This is a genomic window from Paenibacillus sp. FSL F4-0243, from assembly GCF_037963295.1.
GTDB lineage: Bacteria > Bacillota > Bacilli > Paenibacillales > Paenibacillaceae > Paenibacillus_AQ.
This window is the reverse complement of sequence record NZ_CP150151.1, coordinates 3,246,880-3,265,315: the sequence shown is the minus strand read 5'-3', so window position 1 is coordinate 3,265,315 and position 18,436 is coordinate 3,246,880. Positions and strand designations below refer to the sequence as shown.

The window sequence follows — 18,436 nt, the reverse complement described above, 5'->3', positions numbered from 1 at the left end:
TACTATATCCTACCATTTATTTCTTGCTCATCAAGTCAATATCCTTCTCCGTAGTTTTAAATTTTCACTATCCACAATATAAAAAAAGGGAAAAGTTCCGAAGAACTCCTCCCTCACACTATCGCTTAATGAATCGTCAGATTAAAACCGCTCTGAATATAATTCAGGTTGGGGTTAGCGATATTCGTAGTCGTCAGGTTGTTAAACGTTGCTGAACCATTGCCTGTGTAAGTATAGATTGCCGAACCCTGATGTGGCCCAGAGAAACGTGAAGTAGTAATACCATCAAGCCCAGTACCATTAATATTGATGTTGTTAAACACGATATTCTCAAATCCACCACCATAACCGAACTGGATTGCATCGCGTTGTGTATTGATGATATCGATGTTGGTAAAGGTGACGTTCTTGATGGCATCATTCGATGCCTCTAAATCGATGGCTCCACGTTCTCCACCATACAGATCTTTACTGGTACCACTTGTGATAATCGTAGTATCTGAGAAAACAATGCCCGCATTATTCTGGAAATGGTAACCAGGGAAAACGGTGTTCATACGAATACCAGAACCACCTACAGTGTCGATGATGTAGTTGTGATCAGCCTTATGACCGCCGCCTCCAAAGAATGCTATGGCTGCTGCACGCCAGTTATTCTCAATCGTGTTGTAGGAGAATGTGTTATTTACACCCGCCGGAGCACCATTGGTGTTACTAGTCCATACTGCAAGACCATCGTCACCGTTATTTCTTACGTTGGTGTTTCGAACAATCGAATTGCTAGTGCCTTGGGAGTAGTTGATACCATCGGCAAGATTGTTCCGAATCCGGCTGTTTTCAACCACAAGCCCACTGGCATAAATAGCAGGTGTATGAGCATAGTCGCCTACCCACATGCCACATTCAAAATGTTCTACCCAGACATCATGGATAATTGAATTAGTACCAAAGTTATCCATAAATCCTTTGTAAATTGCATTTTGTCCATAACGGGATCTCAAATTCGAATTCATGTATACATTACTAAAATCTAGCTTGCCGCTAATACGGAGTGAAATACCGCCTCCCGCCGCATTAGGATTAGTAAACTGGAGGTTCGTATGCCAGATTCCAGCACCCGTCACCGTAAAGTTGTTAATCATATTGCTGGCAGAGCCAATTTCCCACATGCTGCTAAGATTAAATGTTCCGGCAGGAATATACATGCTCTTACCACCTGCAACAGCTGCATTCACCGTTGCTTTAAAAGCTGCAAGGTCATCCTGACCATCATTTGCTACAGCACCATAATCTGTCACTGACACGGAGTTCGCCGGACGAGCGACTACAGTAGGAACAGGTTCGATTTCGAGGAAATCAACACCATATTCCAAGCTATCTCCATTGTTCTTCTGAATACGGATGATATCTCCAGGCTGGAGAGAAGTATCCAATTTCCAGTGGACTTCGTCAAATCGGAAGAGCGGACGCCCAGCACTAGGAGTATCACCAGGCATGTCGCCCGAAAAATACTGCCAGCTGTAGTAGGATGTCAACGATACCGTTTTGACTTTTACTCCATTCACATACACGTCAAGTGAACCATTCAGTCCCATACCATCCGAAGAGTCAGGCATAGTAAATCTCATAGTTACACCCGCGCCGCCTTGTCCTTGTCTGACTGTCCATCCCACGTTCGAGCCGTTTGTAGGAAGCGCTACATAACGCTGACCAGATGCTTCTGAAGCAGTTAGTGCTTGATCAAACGTAGGTGCTGATTTCAACGTAGCTCCACCACCGAGAGTAGCATCTTCGGTATCATACCGACTATAAGGCATGCTTGCACCACGTAGAGCATAGACCACCAGATTAGTTGTGCTTATATTGTTTGATTGCTTCGCTGTTACCTCATTAGCATCCACTTCAACAGTAGTGGTTACAGTGTAATTACCGTTGACCGCTGTCCATGTCCCTGGAATCGTGACGTTAACGGAAGCTCCAGCAGCAAGGGTCCCGGAATAGGATCCATTAAATGTTTGAATCGTGGTACCCGCTGAGTTTTTAAGAGCTACAGTAACACCATGAGAACCGCTTGCAGAAGCAATGGTTCCTTGATTCTTGAGATTTACGGTAAAAGCTACTGTACTATTAGCCACTGGATTACTTGGTGTCCAGGTAGTCACACCAACTAAGTCAGAGCTGGAGACTGGAGCGATAACAAGAGATGCCCCGTTTGTATAGCTGTTATTCCCTTCGTTCTGCTCGATAATCACATTGTTCTCATCTACTTTAGCGCTGAGAGCATAGGTCGCAGCGGTTTTGGCTCCAGCGTTTAATGTCATTGAGGCTGTTGTTGATGCGCCTGCAGTTAATAAACCTACTGGAGCAGATCCAACGAGCTCATTGTTTAAGTAAAAGTTGACAGTGGTTGCTGCGGAGCTAGCATTACCGTTGTTCTTAACAACTGCATTTAATGTAATTGCACTTGTCTCGACAGGAGTAGTAGGTGACCAGGACATACCCGTTATCATTAGATCAGGGTTCGCCCCTGGTGTACCGAATACTTGAAACTCCGCGATTTGCCCAGCAGGGGCACCAGAGTTCGAAGTGATATTCAACTGCAGACGTTTAACCGTTGCCGTAACCGGGATGGTTACTGTGTTGCCCGAAGCTGGATTAAACGTATAGGATTGAGCCGATACCAAATTACCGAAGGTAGTCGTGTCTTGATTGTGACCGAGCACCTGAATCGTTTGTGTGCGAGTACTCCATGCAGAGGCTGGATTCAGCTTCAAAACGATTGACGTAATGTTGTGGTTCGCCCCTAAGTCGAGGGTGAGCGAACTTGGATTGCTGCCACCTTCCCAGTACGTGCTTGTGTCATTATCGTTCGCATTTGTTGCTACGAACGTTTGTGTACTGGAAGAAGCGGTAATCGTCTTGCCGACAGCAATATTACTCCCAGGAGCAGGTGTTGGTGTGGTTGTTGGCGTTGGTGTGACCGTCGGTGTTGGTGTTGGTGTTGGTGTTGGTGTTGGTGTTGGTGTTGGTGTTGGTGTTGGTGTTGGTGTTGGTGTTGGTGTTGGTGTTGGTGTTGGTGTTGGTGTTGGTGTTGGTGTTGGTGTGGCTGTCGGTGTCGGAGTAGGTGTTGCAGGTGGTGGTGTTGTCGTCGACGCTACAGTGATTTGGTCAAGGTTAACATTGCCAGAATCACCAGCATCATATTTATATGCGATGGTGTTGTTACCCGCATTTAGATTAAGAACTTCTACTTTAGTGCTCCATGAATCCCAATTTGGTAAGTTAGATAATGAGGTCTGGCCAATTTTAGCACCATTGACATAGACACTTATTGTCTTTGCACTGCCACTTGCATTAGCGTATTTCAATGTCACCTCACGACTACCTGCTGCTGGCACGTTAACCGTGAATGTCGTTGTTGCACCTTGTGTCAAATATCCATCCACGAATCCCGCGCCGGAGTAACCGGCATGATCCGTGTTCACTTTAGCTCCTCCAGACAGTGAAGCAGATTCAGCTTCATAAGTGCCGGAAGGCGATGGAGTTGGAGTAGCAATAGGGCCACTAGCGCCGTAAATCTCGAATTCAGAGAGCTGAGCTGCCGGCCAACCTGTGTTGCTCGTTACATTCAGACGAACATAACGCGTACTGATTGAGGCAAAGTCGATGGTAACACTGTTCCCTGCCACTGATGGATTGAATTCATAATTCGCAGAACCTACAATATTCGTGAATGTCGAACCGTTTGTGCTACCTTGAACAGCCAATGTTTGCGTCCGCGTCTCCCAGCCAGAAGGGAGCTTTAGAACGATTTGATCAATATTCGTATTTGCACCTAAATCGACTTGAATCCATTGCGGGAATGCATTATTCGTACTTTCCCAATACGTGCTTTGATTACTGTCTTTAACATTGTCAGGACTATAAGTTTGTGATTGACCGCTCGCAGTTACATTTTTGCCGAGTGTCAGGTTTGGTCCTCCGGAGGCTGAAACAAAATTAAGTGGGCCCGCAGCCAAGAATAAACTTGAAATCAGCATGGATACTACCAGCGACCATACAACATACTTGTTACGCATTTTAATTTTAATCCTCCTTAAATATGTTAGATTCTCAAAAATTCACGAACCTATCAGAGTGCTCAAATGGTAGCGTTTTCAATAGAGATCATCCAGAGCACATTAAAAAGAACCACACCCTCCCTTCACTTTCAGACACACTCATTATAGATAAATAGTAGCTCAAACTATAAGATGTAATTCTACGGAAAAGGTAAGTGATACCATTATCGCGAAACTATGCGATTTATGGAATCTATGACATCCGTTTAAAAATAAAAAAAGAGCCTGATTTATCAGGCCCGTACTTTGTCTTCACCTTTGGCAGGAGAGTTTAATAATACCACTCCTCCTACTATTAATACTATTCCGGCAAAAGTAAGAATACCAAATGGATCTCCCCACACAACAATACCCACAATTGCAGTTAGAACAGTACCTACACCCGACCAAATTGCATAAGCTAAGCTTAACGGTAATTCTCTAAGGCTTATGGATAAACTATAAAAAGCAATAATAAAACCAATAATAACCCCTATAGAAGGGAGTAATTGCGTGAATCCTTCTGACATTTTCAACATTGTAGTCCCTACGACTTCGCTAGCAATCGCTATACTTAGAGCAATATATCCTACATTTCTTTTCATGCTGCAGCCTCCAAATTCTAATGAGCCCCACCTGAGAGCTTCATAATGATTACACCAACAATAATAAGTAGTAGACCTAGTAATTTCTTACGATTAAAATTCTCCTTATAAATAACTACGCCAATTATAGCTGTCAAAGCTGTGCCCACCCCTGACCAAATCGCATAAGCTGTACCTAATGGAATTGTTTTTAACGCTAAAGAAAGACTGTAAAATGCTAAGCCCATACCAAGGATCACGCCAATGGATGGGAATACCCTTTTAAACCCGTTAGACACTTTTAGCATTGAACTGCCAAATACCTCACAGATGATCGCTGTTGCAAGTAATACATATGAATTCAAAGATAACCTCTCCTTACTTCGTCATATTTATCAATTCTTGAATGACTTTCGTGCGTAATTCATCATCTAACACACCTAATCCGAACATTTCGGAATACCATAACCCATCTGCTGCCAACCTAATGATAGTGGAGCGTACAGGATCAATGCCATCGTTCTCTATGTTTTGTTGCCATGTTGCATATTGACTTTGAAATTTGTTAAGAATATCTGGATTTGTGAAAAGAGCAGCGAGAAGCGCGGTACCAATCTCTTTGCCCTCTTTAATATCATCATCCATGGCTTTAGTAATAGCACGACTCCACTTCCCTTTTTCAACCGTTTCGCTCATTGCTCTATCTTGAACATTGGTAAAAAAATGGTTCGTTAGATCTTCGACCATCCCTATGATCAAAGCTTCTTTATTTGGAAAATGGTGCAGTAGCCCGCCCTTACTGACCCCGGCTTCTTTAGCCACAGCTTCAAGCGTAAGCTTCTCTACTCCATTATTTTTAACAACTGTGGAAGCCGCCAATAAAATAGTTTTACGTTTAGAATTACTGTTCACATTGATCACCCCTGATATTTACTATACCGTCTGGACGGTTTTATTGTCAAATAAAAAATAAGCCTGCTAATCCAGGCTTACTAAACCATAATTAAATTAACTCTTTAATATACCAAGCATCACATGCGAAATGCTCTGAGCCAGCTAATGGGGCATCTAAAAGTTCGAAGCCGTTTTTCATATAAAAACGGTTAGCCGCATGCATGTTCTGTAATGTCTCCAAATAACATTTGTTGTAATATAGCTTGGCAAAATCCAGAGCCGTATTTAAGAGTTCGGAAGATATCCCTCTACCTCTAACAGACTGAGATAAGTACATTTTTTGCAACTCACATATGTCGCCCTCATTGCCGAAAGGCGCAATGCCACACCCGCCCAATATATTTCCATCTTCTTCTACAACCCAATAGGCCTGATTATCACTATGATTGTAATACTCATATAAATGATGCAGGCTGTCATCTTCCCACGCAAGCCCTGCCCTATTCCCGCCAAACTCAATCAGACAGCTCCTAATAATCTGTTCAATCGCACGATTATCGTTCTTATGTATTCTTCTGATGTTCATGATCAATCTGTCCCCTAACTTTTGAATATCAATCTATTGTTATACTATTGTACCACCTCAATGAAAGGATAATTATAAAGGATTTCATACATAATATAGGTGAATTTATAAAAGGAGGGACTTTAATGAAAGTGGCAGCTAAGCAGCTCTGGATTGCAGCATTAGGCGGTGTGAATGAAATTGGTAAGAATATGTATTTCCTGCAATATGCAGATGATATTATTGTCATTGATTGCGGTTCTAAATTTCCGGACGAAAGTCTACTGGGGATTGACCTCATTATTCCTGATGTTACGTATTTATTAAGTAATCTTGATAAGATTCGAGCATTAGTAGTTACACATGGACATGAGGATCATATTGGAGGAATTCCGTATCTACTCAAACAATTAAATCTTCCGATCTACGCATCTCGGTTAACCTTAGGTCTAATTGAAAATAAACTGAGGGAACACGGAATATTACGTCAGACCAAGCTTCATGTCATTGATTCTGAGTCTACTTTACAGCTAGGAGCGATTACTACAACGTTCTTTAATACCAATCATAGTATTCCGGATTGCCTTGGTGTTGTATTCGATACCCCAGAAGGGACCGTTGTTCATACAGGGGATTTCAAATTTGACATGACCCCTGTTAATAAGCAGTATCCAGACATACATAAAATGGCTGACATCGGGAAAAATGGTGTAAAGTTCCTGCTCTCAGAGAGTACCAATGCAGAACGCCCAGGCTTCACCCCCTCTGAAAAACTCGTTGGCGCTCATATTGAAGAAGCATTCATGAAAGCTGACCGTAGAATTTTTATCTCTACCTTTGCTTCAAATGTACACCGTCTACAACAGATCATTGAAGCTGCTCGTTTAACCGATCGTAGATTAACCTTACTTGGCAGAAGTATGGTTAATGTTGTCCGAGTAGCCCAGGAACTCGGGTACTTGAGCATTCCAGATAACATGCTGATCGAGCCTACAGAAGCTGCCAAACTCCCTCCAGAGCAAGTAACTGTATTATGTACAGGCAGTCAAGGAGAGCCCATGGCTGCGTTATCGCGACTGGCTAACGCAAGTCATAGGCAGATGGAAATTCAGGCAGGAGATACCGTTCTGATAGCAGCTAATCCCATTCCCGGGAATGAACGCAATGTATCTAGAATCGTCGATAATTTATACGTGCTGGGCGCTAAAGTCATCTATGGATCACGCAGCGAGCTTCATGTATCTGGGCATGCAAGCCAAGAAGAGCTTAAGTTAATGTTAACCTTGATGAAACCTGAATATTTCATACCGATTCATGGTGAATACCGTATGCTACATCATCACAGCTTGTTAGCAGAGGCAGTTGGTGTTAACCCCAATAATATCTTTATTCTGAAAAATGGAGATATCGTCGAGTCATCATCAGGTGTCGTCCGCCAATCTGGCCGAGTGGCAGCTGGACAAACCCTAGTGGATGGCCTTGGGATTGGAGATATTGGTAATGTTGTTCTTCGCGATCGTCGCCAGCTGTCAGCAGACGGTATTTTGATTACAGTGATTACATTAAGCCAAGAAGATGGACGTTTATTAAACGAGCCGGATACCATATCCAGAGGATTCATCTATGTCCGTAACTCAGAAACTTTAATGGAGGAGATCAACAAGCTGGTAACCTCCACCCTTCAAAAGATGAGTGAGGCTGACCTAGGCGAGTGGAATATCATCAAGCAGACCATCAAGGAGACCCTAAGTAGATTCCTGTACGAAAAAACGAAACGACGTCCAATGATTCTCCCCATCATTATTGAGGTGTAGCAAAAAGGAGCTCCTTTAATAGGGGCTCCTTTTTCATATCTAATGAGAATTAAGAACTATGTTATCCATAATTTCAATGTCTCTGCTTCTAGCGTCATTTTTTGATGAATAATAATGATTTGCTCTAGCCGATTAACCCGCTCCTGAAGATTAGCGTTTAACAGGTCAGATTGTAGCTGAGCATTTAGAGAAAAGTATTGTGGCACTTCCCAGACACTACGTAAAGCAGTGCTTAAACAATAACCATATCTTGCAAAGGATTCGTCCCCTTGCCATCCGCTAGCCTTTAATCCTTTGATATACGAATGGAATAAAGACTCTTTAAATTCCTCGTAACGATGGATAGGAATTACACCAAGACTCATATTTACGCCAAACATTTTACCAAGATCTTCACCTAAACCTGATAAGCTCATAAATTGCCAGTCTATCAAGACTAACTCTCCGTTTTGAGTTAACAGCATATTCATTTGACTGAGGTCCTGATGGGCTAATACTCGCGGCAAGCGATGGAGAGCATTCAAGTTACTGTCTATCCGCTTCGTGAAGTCTTGGAACCAAGCCCAAAGGCTTCGGTCATTGTCTCTATGTAATTGATGAATATATTCTTCAGGGTTAGGTGCATACATTTTACTTGCGGTAGTCCAAGATCTAAGCCAGCTTCTACATATCCATTGGTTATTAGGAGTGTTCTTTCCTGAAAGATAAGCTCCATTAAATCGGCCTAACCGTTCAGCGATAATATCAAACTGCTCCTTCGTATGTGCAAATTCCCCTTCAATTCGTTCCATCCATAACCATACGGTACCATCTACTTGTTCTTCAACAAGATAACACTTAGGAGCTTGGATTGAGCTAAGAAGCTCATCCAGAATCTTAGATTCAAAGACTAGGGCTTCTCGTCGCCAGTAATTGTGATGTGCTGGATCCTCTTTTTCTACACTATCAGACTTAATGATTTTTAATATGATTGACCATGGAAGCTGCTCGTTATTAATTAGTGCGATACCCTGAAGATGAAAGATACCCGCTGTTGTAAAGTTAGGTGTTTTATAATCTAAATCCTCGCATGTGAAATTGACTATTTCTATTTCTTGTTTTCCAAAAATTCGTTGAACACTGATGTTAAGCTGATCCATTTTATTCTCTAACACATAGACCCTCCCACTATCCATAAAAAAGCCTATAAAGCGTAACTGATTCGTTAACACCTCATAGGCTTGTTCAATAAAGATTTGCTTATTAGAATACTTTTGTTGTCCAATCTTCGCAATTCCAGATATCGGTCACAATGTCTTGATAAAAATCTGGTTCGTGAGAGATCATGAGAATGCTTCCCTTATATGCTTTCAGCGCACGTTTCAGTTCATCTTTGGCATCGATATCCAAGTGGTTCGTCGGCTCATCTAATACGAGAATGTTCGTCTCACTGTTAATGAGTTTACATAGACGCACTTTAGCTTTTTCTCCACCACTTAGAACAGCAATCTTACTTTCGATATGTTTCGTGGTCAGTCCACATTTGGCAAGGGCAGCACGTACTTCGAATTGTGACAGGGATGGGAATGTATCCCAGATCTCCTCGATACAAGTCTTGTAATTGCCTTCTTTCATTTCTTGCTCAAAGTATCCAATCTCTTGATGGTATCCACGTTCTACCGAACCGGACAATGCTTGGATTTCGCCTAAGATGCTGCGAAGCAAGGTGGTTTTACCGATCCCGTTCGCACCGACCAACGCGATCTTTTGTCCACGCTCCATTAACAAATTTAGTGGTCTGGACAACGGTGTGTCATATCCGATAACCAATTCTTTAGCTTCGAAAATCATCTTGCCGGCAGTTTTACCTTCTTTAAAGTTAAACTGTGGTTTTGGCTTCTCTTTTGCAATCTCGATGATTTCCATCTTGTCGAGCTTCTTCTGTCTGGACATTGCCATGTTACGGGTAGCTACGCTGGCTTTGTTACGTGCAACGAAGTCTTTCAGCTCTGCAATTTCTTGTTTCTGACGGTTATAAGCAGATTCAAGCTGTTGTTTTCTCATTTCGTAGACCTGTTGGAATTGCTCATAATCACCCACATAACGGGTCAGCTTTTGATTTTCCATATGGTAGATCAGGTTGATAACGCTGTTCAAGAAAGGCATATCATGTGAGATCAGAATAAATGCATTATCATACTCTTGAAGATAACGTCTCAGCCATTCAATATGCTGCTCATCCAGATAGTTCGTAGGCTCATCTAGGAGCAAAATATCTGGTTTTTCAAGCAACAGCTTCGCAAGCAGAATTTTGGTACGCTGACCACCACTAAGATCAGCTACGTCACGATCCAATCCAATATCTGTGATTCCTAGACCGCGCGCGGTTTCTTGTATCTTCGCATCGATCATGTAGAAATCTTGATTTGTAAGCGTATCTTGGATCGTACCAACTTCTTCAAGCAGCTTTTCCAACTCTTCAGGCGACACGTCACCCATTCTGCCGTACATATCATTCATCTCTTGCTCAAGATCAAAGAGGTATTGAAAAGCGCCTCTGAGTACATCTTGAATGGTCATGCCTTTGGTCAACACTGCATGCTGATCGAGGTAGCCAACACGCACCCGTTTGGACCATTCGACCTTACCTTCATCCGGTTGAAGCTTTCCTGTAACAATATTCATAAAAGTGGATTTACCTTCGCCGTTAGCGCCGAATAATCCGATATGCTCGCCTTTTAGAAGACGGAATGAAACATCCTTGAAGATCGCACGATCTCCAAAACCATGACTTAATCCTTCTACATTTAATATGCTCATTTATGGACACCTTTTTCTTATTTTTCTCGCTATATTATAAGCAGGATTACACAAAAACTCAATGGAGAAGCAAAAAAATATCATATTATGGACCGTAACGCGAAATATCTCAGGTTCTCAAATCCTACGGTAGATGAGGATTTTACGCTGGCGATTACTCATCTTCTTTTATATGATAATATTTAGAGATAGACTGTAGCAATGAATTGAGGTTCTAAGGAGAGACAATGATGAACAAACTTGTATTTTTTCTGGGGCCAGCTGGGGCAGGCAAAACGACATTAGCTAAAGTGATCGCTTCCCGGCGTAAAGTACCCTTCTTTGATATGGATATCCTATTACGTCCAGCGGCTGACGCCATCATGACCTTTCACGGATTGGACCCGGCAGATAGAGACTCTGCCGATTACAAAAGATTATGCCGTGATTTGGGCTACCGGATTACGATGGACGCAGCGCTAGACAATATAGGCCTGAATGTAGATGCATTTGTGGTTGGACCATTTACTAAAGAAGCTGCCAACCCTGACTGGATCAGCAGTGAGTTATCTCGAATCGGACGTTCGCTGCAAGATGTTGAGGTTAAAGTTGTCTTGGTCGAACTAGCCAATGAGGAATTGTATCGGACACGAATTCACGATCGACAATCACCATTAGATGAATGGAAGTTCCAGCATTGGGATGAATTTCGCAAATCATTTGGAAACCGCAGTGTGAAGTGGCCGCTTCCAAGTTCTAATGTGAAAGTGATCGATAATTCTGATCCAGACATAACTAAGACTGTGGCTGTGGTGGAGCATTTTATCTACGACTAGGAATTAATTAGCTCTTCAATGATCATTCGTTTACGAAAAAAAAAGACCGGCAAAGAGAGAGCTCTCTTGCCGGTCTATTAAAATATAATATCAAAAAGTTTGGAGATTCAATTAATTCTTACTTACTTTCCAAGGCTTTCGCAAGAAGTGAGGCGTAACACTTGGAGCCCTCTGGTTTAAGATGCACACCATCTTGGTAGAAATAATCGTCTTTTCCTTCACTTGCAGAGTACCAGTCTACTACGGTCGTATTACTATATTCACTGGAAACTTTTGAAATATTGTGATTCACATTATTCTCCCATTTTCTTGGAACCCGTGTATTGACCAAAAAAATCTGCTCAGCATCACTTAATGAATCCAGTAAATTACGTAATTGCTTTGAACTAAAGGATCCGTTAGTCCCAAGCTCGATTATAACCTTTTTACCCAGCCGGCCTTGAGCTTTAAGCTGATCCACTACCTCCTGAGCTTTAGCCATCTGCCGACCGATCTTTCCCTCGATGACAATGCCAGGTAATTCCTCTGAAAGGTATGGTGCTGCATCCAAAATGACAGAATCTCCAATGGCCGTAACATCCGTTCCAGCTTGACTCTTCTCAGCCACAGGTTTCTTTTCTTCAGGAACAGATTTTTTCACTTCTGATTCAGGCTTTGCTATTTCTGTATTTGTAGTTCCCACCTTAGTATCAGCTTTTTTCACTTCAGGTTCAGTTGTAGCTGTTGCCAAGGCTGGTATTGATGGTTTATCAGTTATATTTTCGTCTATCGCTTTATGATCTGCGGGATCATTCTTTCTTCCCATATCTTGTTGTTCTTGCTGCTGCAGTCGTTGTTCTTGCTGTTGCAGCTGTTGTTGTTCATACTGCAAATCTTCCGATTCGATCGCAGACGTATCCGATCCAGCGTTTAACAAATAACCTTTGCATGCGATTGGGATAAGAATCACAGCAATAATAGCCATTAAGAAGCCTGGACGAAGACCACCTCTCCGTTTTACACTGATGTTCTTCCAAGTTTCTTTAAATGAACCTCGACGAATGGGCTCCTCCACATACTTATATGACAATGCAGCTAGAAGAAAACTTACTGCTACCTGAATGATGATCCGAAGCATGCTGCTTTCTTCAGTACTCACATTAGGACTACTAAGGATAATGACTGGAAAATGCCATATGTACAAGCTATATGATCGCAGCCCGATCCAACGCAAAGGTTTACAGCCTACGATCGATCCCAGACGGCTAGCAGGATGAGCTAGAACGGCAATAACTACAGCTGCAATCAAAGAAATCACTAAAAACCCACCACGGTAAAGTAAATCATCGAACTCATTAACCTGATTAAAAAGTACCAACAATAGAATGAGTCCTAATCCCCCTACAATATCAAGCACACGCCGAGCCGGTTCTGAGACGTTATCATTAAGTTTCTGACTTGGCCAAGCAACTGCAAGTGCTGCTCCAATGAGAAGCGCAAATAAGCGGGTATCCGTTCCATAATATACTCTACTTGGGTCTGTCCCCGGTACGTAGATCAATGCCATGGCTAAAGCCGAGACTGCTGCGCAAGCCATAATCCATGCAATAAGCTTACCTCGCCGACGAGCGATTTTCATCACGATGATGAGAACTATTGGCCATAGAATATAAAACTGTCCTTCAATAGAAAGCGACCATAAATGTCCGATAGGAGATGGTGGGCCAAAGCTTTCAAAATAGGAAACATTATGAAATATTAGCCACCAGTTATTGAAATAAAATAAGGAAGACATAAAGTCACCCTTGAGCCCAAACAATCTTGATGGTTCTATAATTAAAAGCCATATGGCAACCACAAAAAGCATAACGGCCATTGCAGGCAACAGCCTCCGCGCCCTACGAACCCAAAAGTCTACAAGGTTCAGCCTTCGGTGCCGCTCCCACTGGCTAATGATTTGGTCAGTAATGAGATATCCGGAGATTACAAAAAATATTCCAACGCCGAGAAGTCCACCCTCAGCCCAATTCAGATTCAAATGATATGCGATTACAGCGAGTACTGATAAAGCCCTTAGACCATCAATTCCTGGCACATAACGCCTGCCGCCTACAGATTGTATAGAAGACTGGCTCCTCATATTATTTCTGAAAAGCTTCGTGTTGTCTTTCATAATGTTTCAGTCCTTACCGTCGATTTATCGTTCATAAGTAAGACGCTGTAAACGTATGAAAAGTTCTGTAATCAACTGAAAATGTTATAAAATAAAAAAAATGAATCTTTGTTGATTGAAACACTTGTCCATTGTGCTCCCTACATTAACTCAGATGTGTAATAATAATTTCTTCAACTTCTGTACCCCGTAACTCTACGTAAAAAGGCTGCACCTCATCATTTAGACAATACTCCAGCCGCAGTCTGAGGTTTTTCCATGTGACCATTTCCAATGCTTGTTCTATCGAGAAAAACCCAACTTCTAAGCTCTCGGAACTAGTAGCAGGTTCGCCGCCGATGGCTTTCCCTAGAAATAGGTTAGTACAAATAGATCGATCAACATTTTGAAAAACTCCGCAGAACTTATTAATCTCTATATCAATGCCCGATTCTTCTTTGGCTTCCCTGATTGCTGCTTCTATAAGGGACTCCTCCTCTTCAACCTGTCCGCCTGGCATCTCCCATCCTCTACGTGGACCTTTTATTAATAAGATTTCTTCTTGATCATTGAATACAACTGTAGCTGCTGAAAGAATATGTTTTGGGGGATTCATATCCATTGTTACCTCGCTCTAAATTTATTCTAAGCCCTAATTAATTCTGAATACAGGTCCTTTGGGTGAGAAAGGCAAGTCATTTCCCTTGGGCAAAATATAAGCATGGTCTCTTTTAATGGTCAGCTTGTCACAATAACCATCTGTAATAATTAGAAGCGGTCCTTTTTTCGGAAAATCCTCAGCTTGTTGAATCAAATCAATAGCTGGTTGTAAGATCGTTCCCCCTCTTCCCTTCACTTGTACTCGATCTGCGATAGCCTCGGGGGGCATGTAACCTGCATCATAAGGACAAGCATCACAAAAGATAATCCGTGCAAAAGGAACATCACGAGCCTGCGCATAACTTGAAATGGCCCCTAATGCTTTGGCCAGAAGCTTTTTATCCATTGAGCCTGAGGTATCTAAAATAACTCCAAAAGTGCGGCCATCATCTGCAGCACCGCTATGAACCCATTGTGGTCGAGGGATATCAGGCGTAGAAGATTGACGTCTGCTAATTCGTGAATAAGATCTGGTCTTCTCAAGCGGTGAAAAATAATGATCAAACCACCGAGCAAGCTCTACATCCCATTTAATAGGTGGCTGGCCCAGCGCTCTAATCTCTTCAACTAGGCCTGACGGCAAAAGACCGCGACTTTGCTCTTCATGATACATAAGTCCTTGTTGCATAGCATTTTTACAGAAATCATCTAGCGTCTGTCCTTCTCTCGCATCCCAAAAACTTGATGAACCGTTATCTAAAATGTCACCAAGTCCATTCCCTCTCAAGGTTGCCAGTTTCTTATAAGTGCGGATATCTCCGACCATACGATCATAAATCGTTTCAGCAGATAAACCTTTAAGCTCAGGATCTAATAAGAGTCCAATTCGCGGATACTCCCCTACACTCATTTCTACTAGCCATAGATTTATTACGTAGTCACAAGCCACATTCCAAAGATAATGATCCCGGCCAAGACATCGCTCGTGATGCTGAAGCCCCGCATGCAGAAGCTCATGCGCCATCACGAAAATACACTCCTCGTCGTTTAGTCCGGCTGCAGGGTTCATAAATATTTTGCGCTCAATAACGTCAATGGCAGCTATGGAAATATCAAATCGCCGACATATCGCTGGATCTTCTATAATCTCAAAGCCGGCGGCAAGCGCACCTAATAAAGGATATCTGTCCATAAACCATCGTTTTGCACGTTGTGGGGCGGTTAATGAAAGTGCAGGGTCACTAATAGTATTAGCATGGCCTCCAGCAACACTTACTGCATTCGTCACAGCATTAGATAACCCATAAGCAAAATAGGCTTCCCAATCCGGTGCTTTTCCCCAGTATCTTTTGGTGGTTTCTCTAACATTCATATCCAGTTTTGAAACACCCGCAGTGCCAAAATATCTGGAGGTGTCCGGAATTCCTTTTATCATAAATTGCTCGTAAAGCTGTTGTTCATCTTTAATTGTAAGATCAATTCGCGACTCCATATCTGCGGGTACTTTCCCAAGCTTCAAGTCATTTAAAAACTTTGCTATGTACACATCACATGCAACGTTCCACGCCACTTGATTCTCTTTACTCTTTAAATGTCCAAGACCTAAATGAAGAAAACAATGTGCCAAAACGTACATCCATTCAGCAACCTCGCCACGCCTTTTAGGATGAGTGTAAATATAACCGTTATTAGTGACAATTGCCCAGCCGTCTTCAGGATAGGGACTATTTTCATTATGAATAATCGAAGCTCGAACAGATAACGGTGCAAAAATAGGATGATCCGCGATTAATGAACATGCTTCATTAAAATTTTTCAAAGCGGGATTATCTGGAGTTGTTTTTTTAGCCATATTTACCCCCGCTCTTTTATTGCAAGACGTGGTAAATCACGTACAATTTCAACCATTAACCAATCTGGAATATTATCACTTTGCTCCTGCTTAGCAACTACTAGCTGTGCAATTTCAAAGCTAATGACGGACAGGTCTTTAATCAGCTTTTTAACAGTGTGTGCAAATTGGCGATGTCCATCTCGTACGTTATCTTTAATCGGAGGGAGTTCTTTGATAATCTGGGCACGCAAGGATTGCGCCAGGAAATACAGGAGATCCCGATCTTCTGGAGCCGTTGGAAATGAGGATTTACCATCTAAAATTTGATTAAGTTCATATTTTCCAGTTAGATTTTTATAAAAAGCCCTGAATTGTGTGGCGTGAGAAGGTGTCAGTGAACCATTCGCTAAAATCCCCACGGTATCCACATTTATATCATCCCCAAACTCATGTAGTGCATCACTAAGCATATGCCAAGAGCGTGGCGTGGAGAAAGGCTCTTCAGTCTTTGGAGGTGCACTCCACAGATGATCGGGACGCAATTCCAGATATTCAATAACCATAGGATGAATGCTATTCTCATATGCCCAAGAGATCCAATTCTGAAAAGATACATTTAGCTGTATATGGAACATCCGATTGATAAGCGCGGAGGACATAGGTTTAACAATTGCACTATCTTGTGCACGGTTACCAGCTCCTATTACTATAGAGCCCTCAGGTAGGTGATAATCGCCGATGCGGCGTTCGTGGATAAGACTATAAAAAGCTTTTTGCACCTCTTGAGAACAGGCATTAAGCTCGTCTAAGAACAAGCAATACGGTTCGTCCCGAGCAATCATTTTCGGAGGACAAAATTGGCTCTTGCCGTTAACGATTTGAGGTACCCCAATGATGTCTTCCGGTGCTAGTTGAGAACCCAGAAGAGAAACACATGGAAGACCCACCTGATCAGCAAAAGCTTCTACAAGAGAAGACTTTCCAATACCAGGCGCCCCCCAAATAAAAACAGGGCGGATCACAGAAACGTTTAGAAGTACTTGCATAAGTTGAATAGGTGTTACAGGAGTTGCTAGGTTCAAATAAATGCTCCTTTTTTATATGATATATCCTCATTATCTATTCTAAATATATTAAAAACTACTCAAAAGGATTTATTAAAGCTCTAAACAAGCTTTGTCATTTAGAGCATCGTGAATATTGCGGGCAAGCCACACTCTATTCTCTTCATGTTGTGTCTCCGCAAACTCTTGAAATAACAAAAGCACTAATTCCAGTCGACGCTTCTCAATAAAGAGCGGGAGCTCTTGTAGCCACTTATTGTCGAGTGCATACTCTCGATTATATCCCTTCATAAAGGACTTCAACATGGCTGCTGCAAGAATAGAAGTTCTACTCTGCTCTACCTCCAGTTTTCGCCAATCCCCAAAGATAGTCGAGTAATAAACAGCAATGGCAATATCATGCACCATATAGTCGTATCCGCAATCATCAAAGTCAAACACGGTGATCTGCCCCTCATGCACGAAGAAATTACCTGGATGCAAATCACGGTGACATAGTCCATAGCCTTCTCGATTCCGCGGCAACTGGTTAATCCGATCATTTATTTGAAGCAACTTTTCAAAAAGCTGATGTTCAACAGTACCAAAGTTAGCAAAGTCAAACTCTAGCTTACCCTGATGTGGTCTTGCCAGAACAGTCTCCGGACGCTCATATTGCAGAGCTAAAGCATGCATTCTTCCTGTTACCTCACCCCATTGCTCAAAAAGCTCCGTTCCCCAATAGGGATCGGAAGCATTAACATGACCACCTGGTGCTTTCTCCATCACACAGATCATAAATCTTTCTTGATCTTTGACTAACGTTTGTACCAAACTGCCATCCTGAAAGGGAATGGGGGGAGCCAGTTGCACGCCATGCTTTGCAAGATGGTCCATAAAGTCAAGTTCAGAGATAACCATCTCCAGCTCCTGATGAGACTGATGAGATACACGTAAAATAAATTCATGATCATCTTTTGGAAAGCTATAGACAACATTTTCAAAACCACCAATATACTTTATCGCTGTCCAATCGACTTGAATCTGTTGTGCAGCTTGCTTAAGCATCTCTTCATCGAATTTCACCTGCCAGTTAGGCATTTCAATCACGCTCCTACCTTCTAAGAAAACATCAATTAAAATGGTATATTTTGTATATCGGTATTTTATAAAGATATCTTAACACTTCTCTACCAATAAAAGAAGCAATCAAAAAGGTAGGAGCAGCCTAGAACTTTAACAAAGTCCATGACTGCC

14 protein-coding genes are annotated in these 18,436 nt (G+C 42.2%); 2 read left to right on the top strand and 12 right to left on the bottom strand.

Translation table 11 applies throughout. The annotated features are described in order from the left end of the window. Window positions 1-125: 125 nt before the first annotated feature. The 5 genes from NSS87_RS14570 to NSS87_RS14550 all read right to left on the bottom strand — a co-directional run bounded on the left by NSS87_RS14570 (window position 126) and on the right by NSS87_RS14550 (window position 6,164). Window positions 126-4,079, bottom strand: coding sequence for a discoidin domain-containing protein (locus tag NSS87_RS14570; RefSeq protein WP_339248042.1), 3,954 nt, complete (start codon window positions 4,077-4,079; stop codon window positions 126-128). Between the two features lie 275 nt (window positions 4,080-4,354). Next, the gene (locus NSS87_RS14565) at window positions 4,355-4,705 is read right to left on the bottom strand and encodes a multidrug efflux SMR transporter (RefSeq protein ID WP_042188045.1); all 351 of its coding nucleotides are present in this window, start codon (window positions 4,703-4,705) and stop codon (window positions 4,355-4,357) included. A 17-nt stretch (window positions 4,706-4,722) separates the two neighbouring features. Then, complete coding sequence (locus NSS87_RS14560; RefSeq protein WP_339248040.1) at window positions 4,723-5,049, bottom strand: multidrug efflux SMR transporter; 327 nt, start codon at window positions 5,047-5,049, stop codon at window positions 4,723-4,725. Between the two features lie 13 nt (window positions 5,050-5,062). Continuing rightward, window positions 5,063-5,596: a TetR/AcrR family transcriptional regulator gene (locus NSS87_RS14555; RefSeq protein WP_052404282.1), complete on the bottom strand. Its 534-nt coding sequence runs from the start codon at window positions 5,594-5,596 to the stop codon at window positions 5,063-5,065. Between the two features lie 91 nt (window positions 5,597-5,687). Further along, window positions 5,688-6,164, bottom strand: a complete 477-nt coding sequence (locus tag NSS87_RS14550) for a GNAT family N-acetyltransferase (protein ID WP_339248038.1) — start codon at window positions 6,162-6,164, stop codon at window positions 5,688-5,690. A gap of 125 nt (window positions 6,165-6,289) precedes the next feature. On the opposite strand from NSS87_RS14550, the gene NSS87_RS14545 reads away from it, so the two are divergent. Beyond that, the gene (locus tag NSS87_RS14545; protein WP_042188039.1) at window positions 6,290-7,957 is read left to right on the top strand and encodes a ribonuclease J; all 1,668 of its coding nucleotides are present in this window, start codon (window positions 6,290-6,292) and stop codon (window positions 7,955-7,957) included. 56 nt (window positions 7,958-8,013) lie between these two features. Here NSS87_RS14545 and NSS87_RS14540 read toward each other — a convergent pair whose 3' ends face one another. Together NSS87_RS14540 and NSS87_RS14535 are read right to left on the bottom strand one after the other, a co-directional pair. Further along, on the bottom strand, window positions 8,014-9,111 hold the full coding sequence (locus NSS87_RS14540; RefSeq protein WP_339248033.1) for a phosphotransferase: 1,098 nt from the start codon (window positions 9,109-9,111) through the stop codon (window positions 8,014-8,016). Between the two features lie 88 nt (window positions 9,112-9,199). Then, the gene (locus NSS87_RS14535) at window positions 9,200-10,756 is read right to left on the bottom strand and encodes an ABC-F family ATP-binding cassette domain-containing protein (RefSeq protein WP_042188035.1); all 1,557 of its coding nucleotides are present in this window, start codon (window positions 10,754-10,756) and stop codon (window positions 9,200-9,202) included. A 230-nt stretch (window positions 10,757-10,986) separates the two neighbouring features. Between NSS87_RS14535 and NSS87_RS14530 the strand changes: the two genes are divergently transcribed. Beyond that, window positions 10,987-11,571: an AAA family ATPase gene (locus NSS87_RS14530; protein ID WP_339248573.1), complete on the top strand. Its 585-nt coding sequence runs from the start codon at window positions 10,987-10,989 to the stop codon at window positions 11,569-11,571. Between the two features lie 118 nt (window positions 11,572-11,689). Here the strand turns inward: NSS87_RS14530 and NSS87_RS14525 are convergent, their stop codons facing one another. The 5 genes from NSS87_RS14525 to NSS87_RS14505 all read right to left on the bottom strand — a co-directional run bounded on the left by NSS87_RS14525 (window position 11,690) and on the right by NSS87_RS14505 (window position 18,280). Further along, window positions 11,690-13,690 (bottom strand): acyltransferase family protein, encoded by a 2,001-nt coding sequence (locus NSS87_RS14525; RefSeq protein WP_339248571.1) that lies wholly within the window; start codon window positions 13,688-13,690, stop codon window positions 11,690-11,692. Window positions 13,691-13,868: 178 nt separating this feature from the next. Beyond that, complete coding sequence (locus NSS87_RS14520; protein ID WP_339248032.1) at window positions 13,869-14,318, bottom strand: NUDIX hydrolase; 450 nt, start codon at window positions 14,316-14,318, stop codon at window positions 13,869-13,871. A 36-nt stretch (window positions 14,319-14,354) separates the two neighbouring features. Beyond that, a complete protein-coding gene (locus NSS87_RS14515) occupies window positions 14,355-16,154 on the bottom strand; it encodes a peptidase (RefSeq protein WP_339248030.1) in 1,800 nt (599 codons plus the stop codon). Between the two features lie 2 nt (window positions 16,155-16,156). Next, window positions 16,157-17,218, bottom strand: a complete 1,062-nt coding sequence (locus NSS87_RS14510; RefSeq protein ID WP_339248027.1) for a MoxR family ATPase — start codon at window positions 17,216-17,218, stop codon at window positions 16,157-16,159. A 75-nt stretch (window positions 17,219-17,293) separates the two neighbouring features. Next, window positions 17,294-18,280 carry a phosphotransferase gene (locus tag NSS87_RS14505; protein WP_339248024.1) on the bottom strand — a complete coding sequence of 329 codons (987 nt, stop codon included), beginning with the start codon at window positions 18,278-18,280 and terminating at the stop codon, window positions 17,294-17,296. Between the last annotated feature and the right edge of the window lie 156 nt (window positions 18,281-18,436).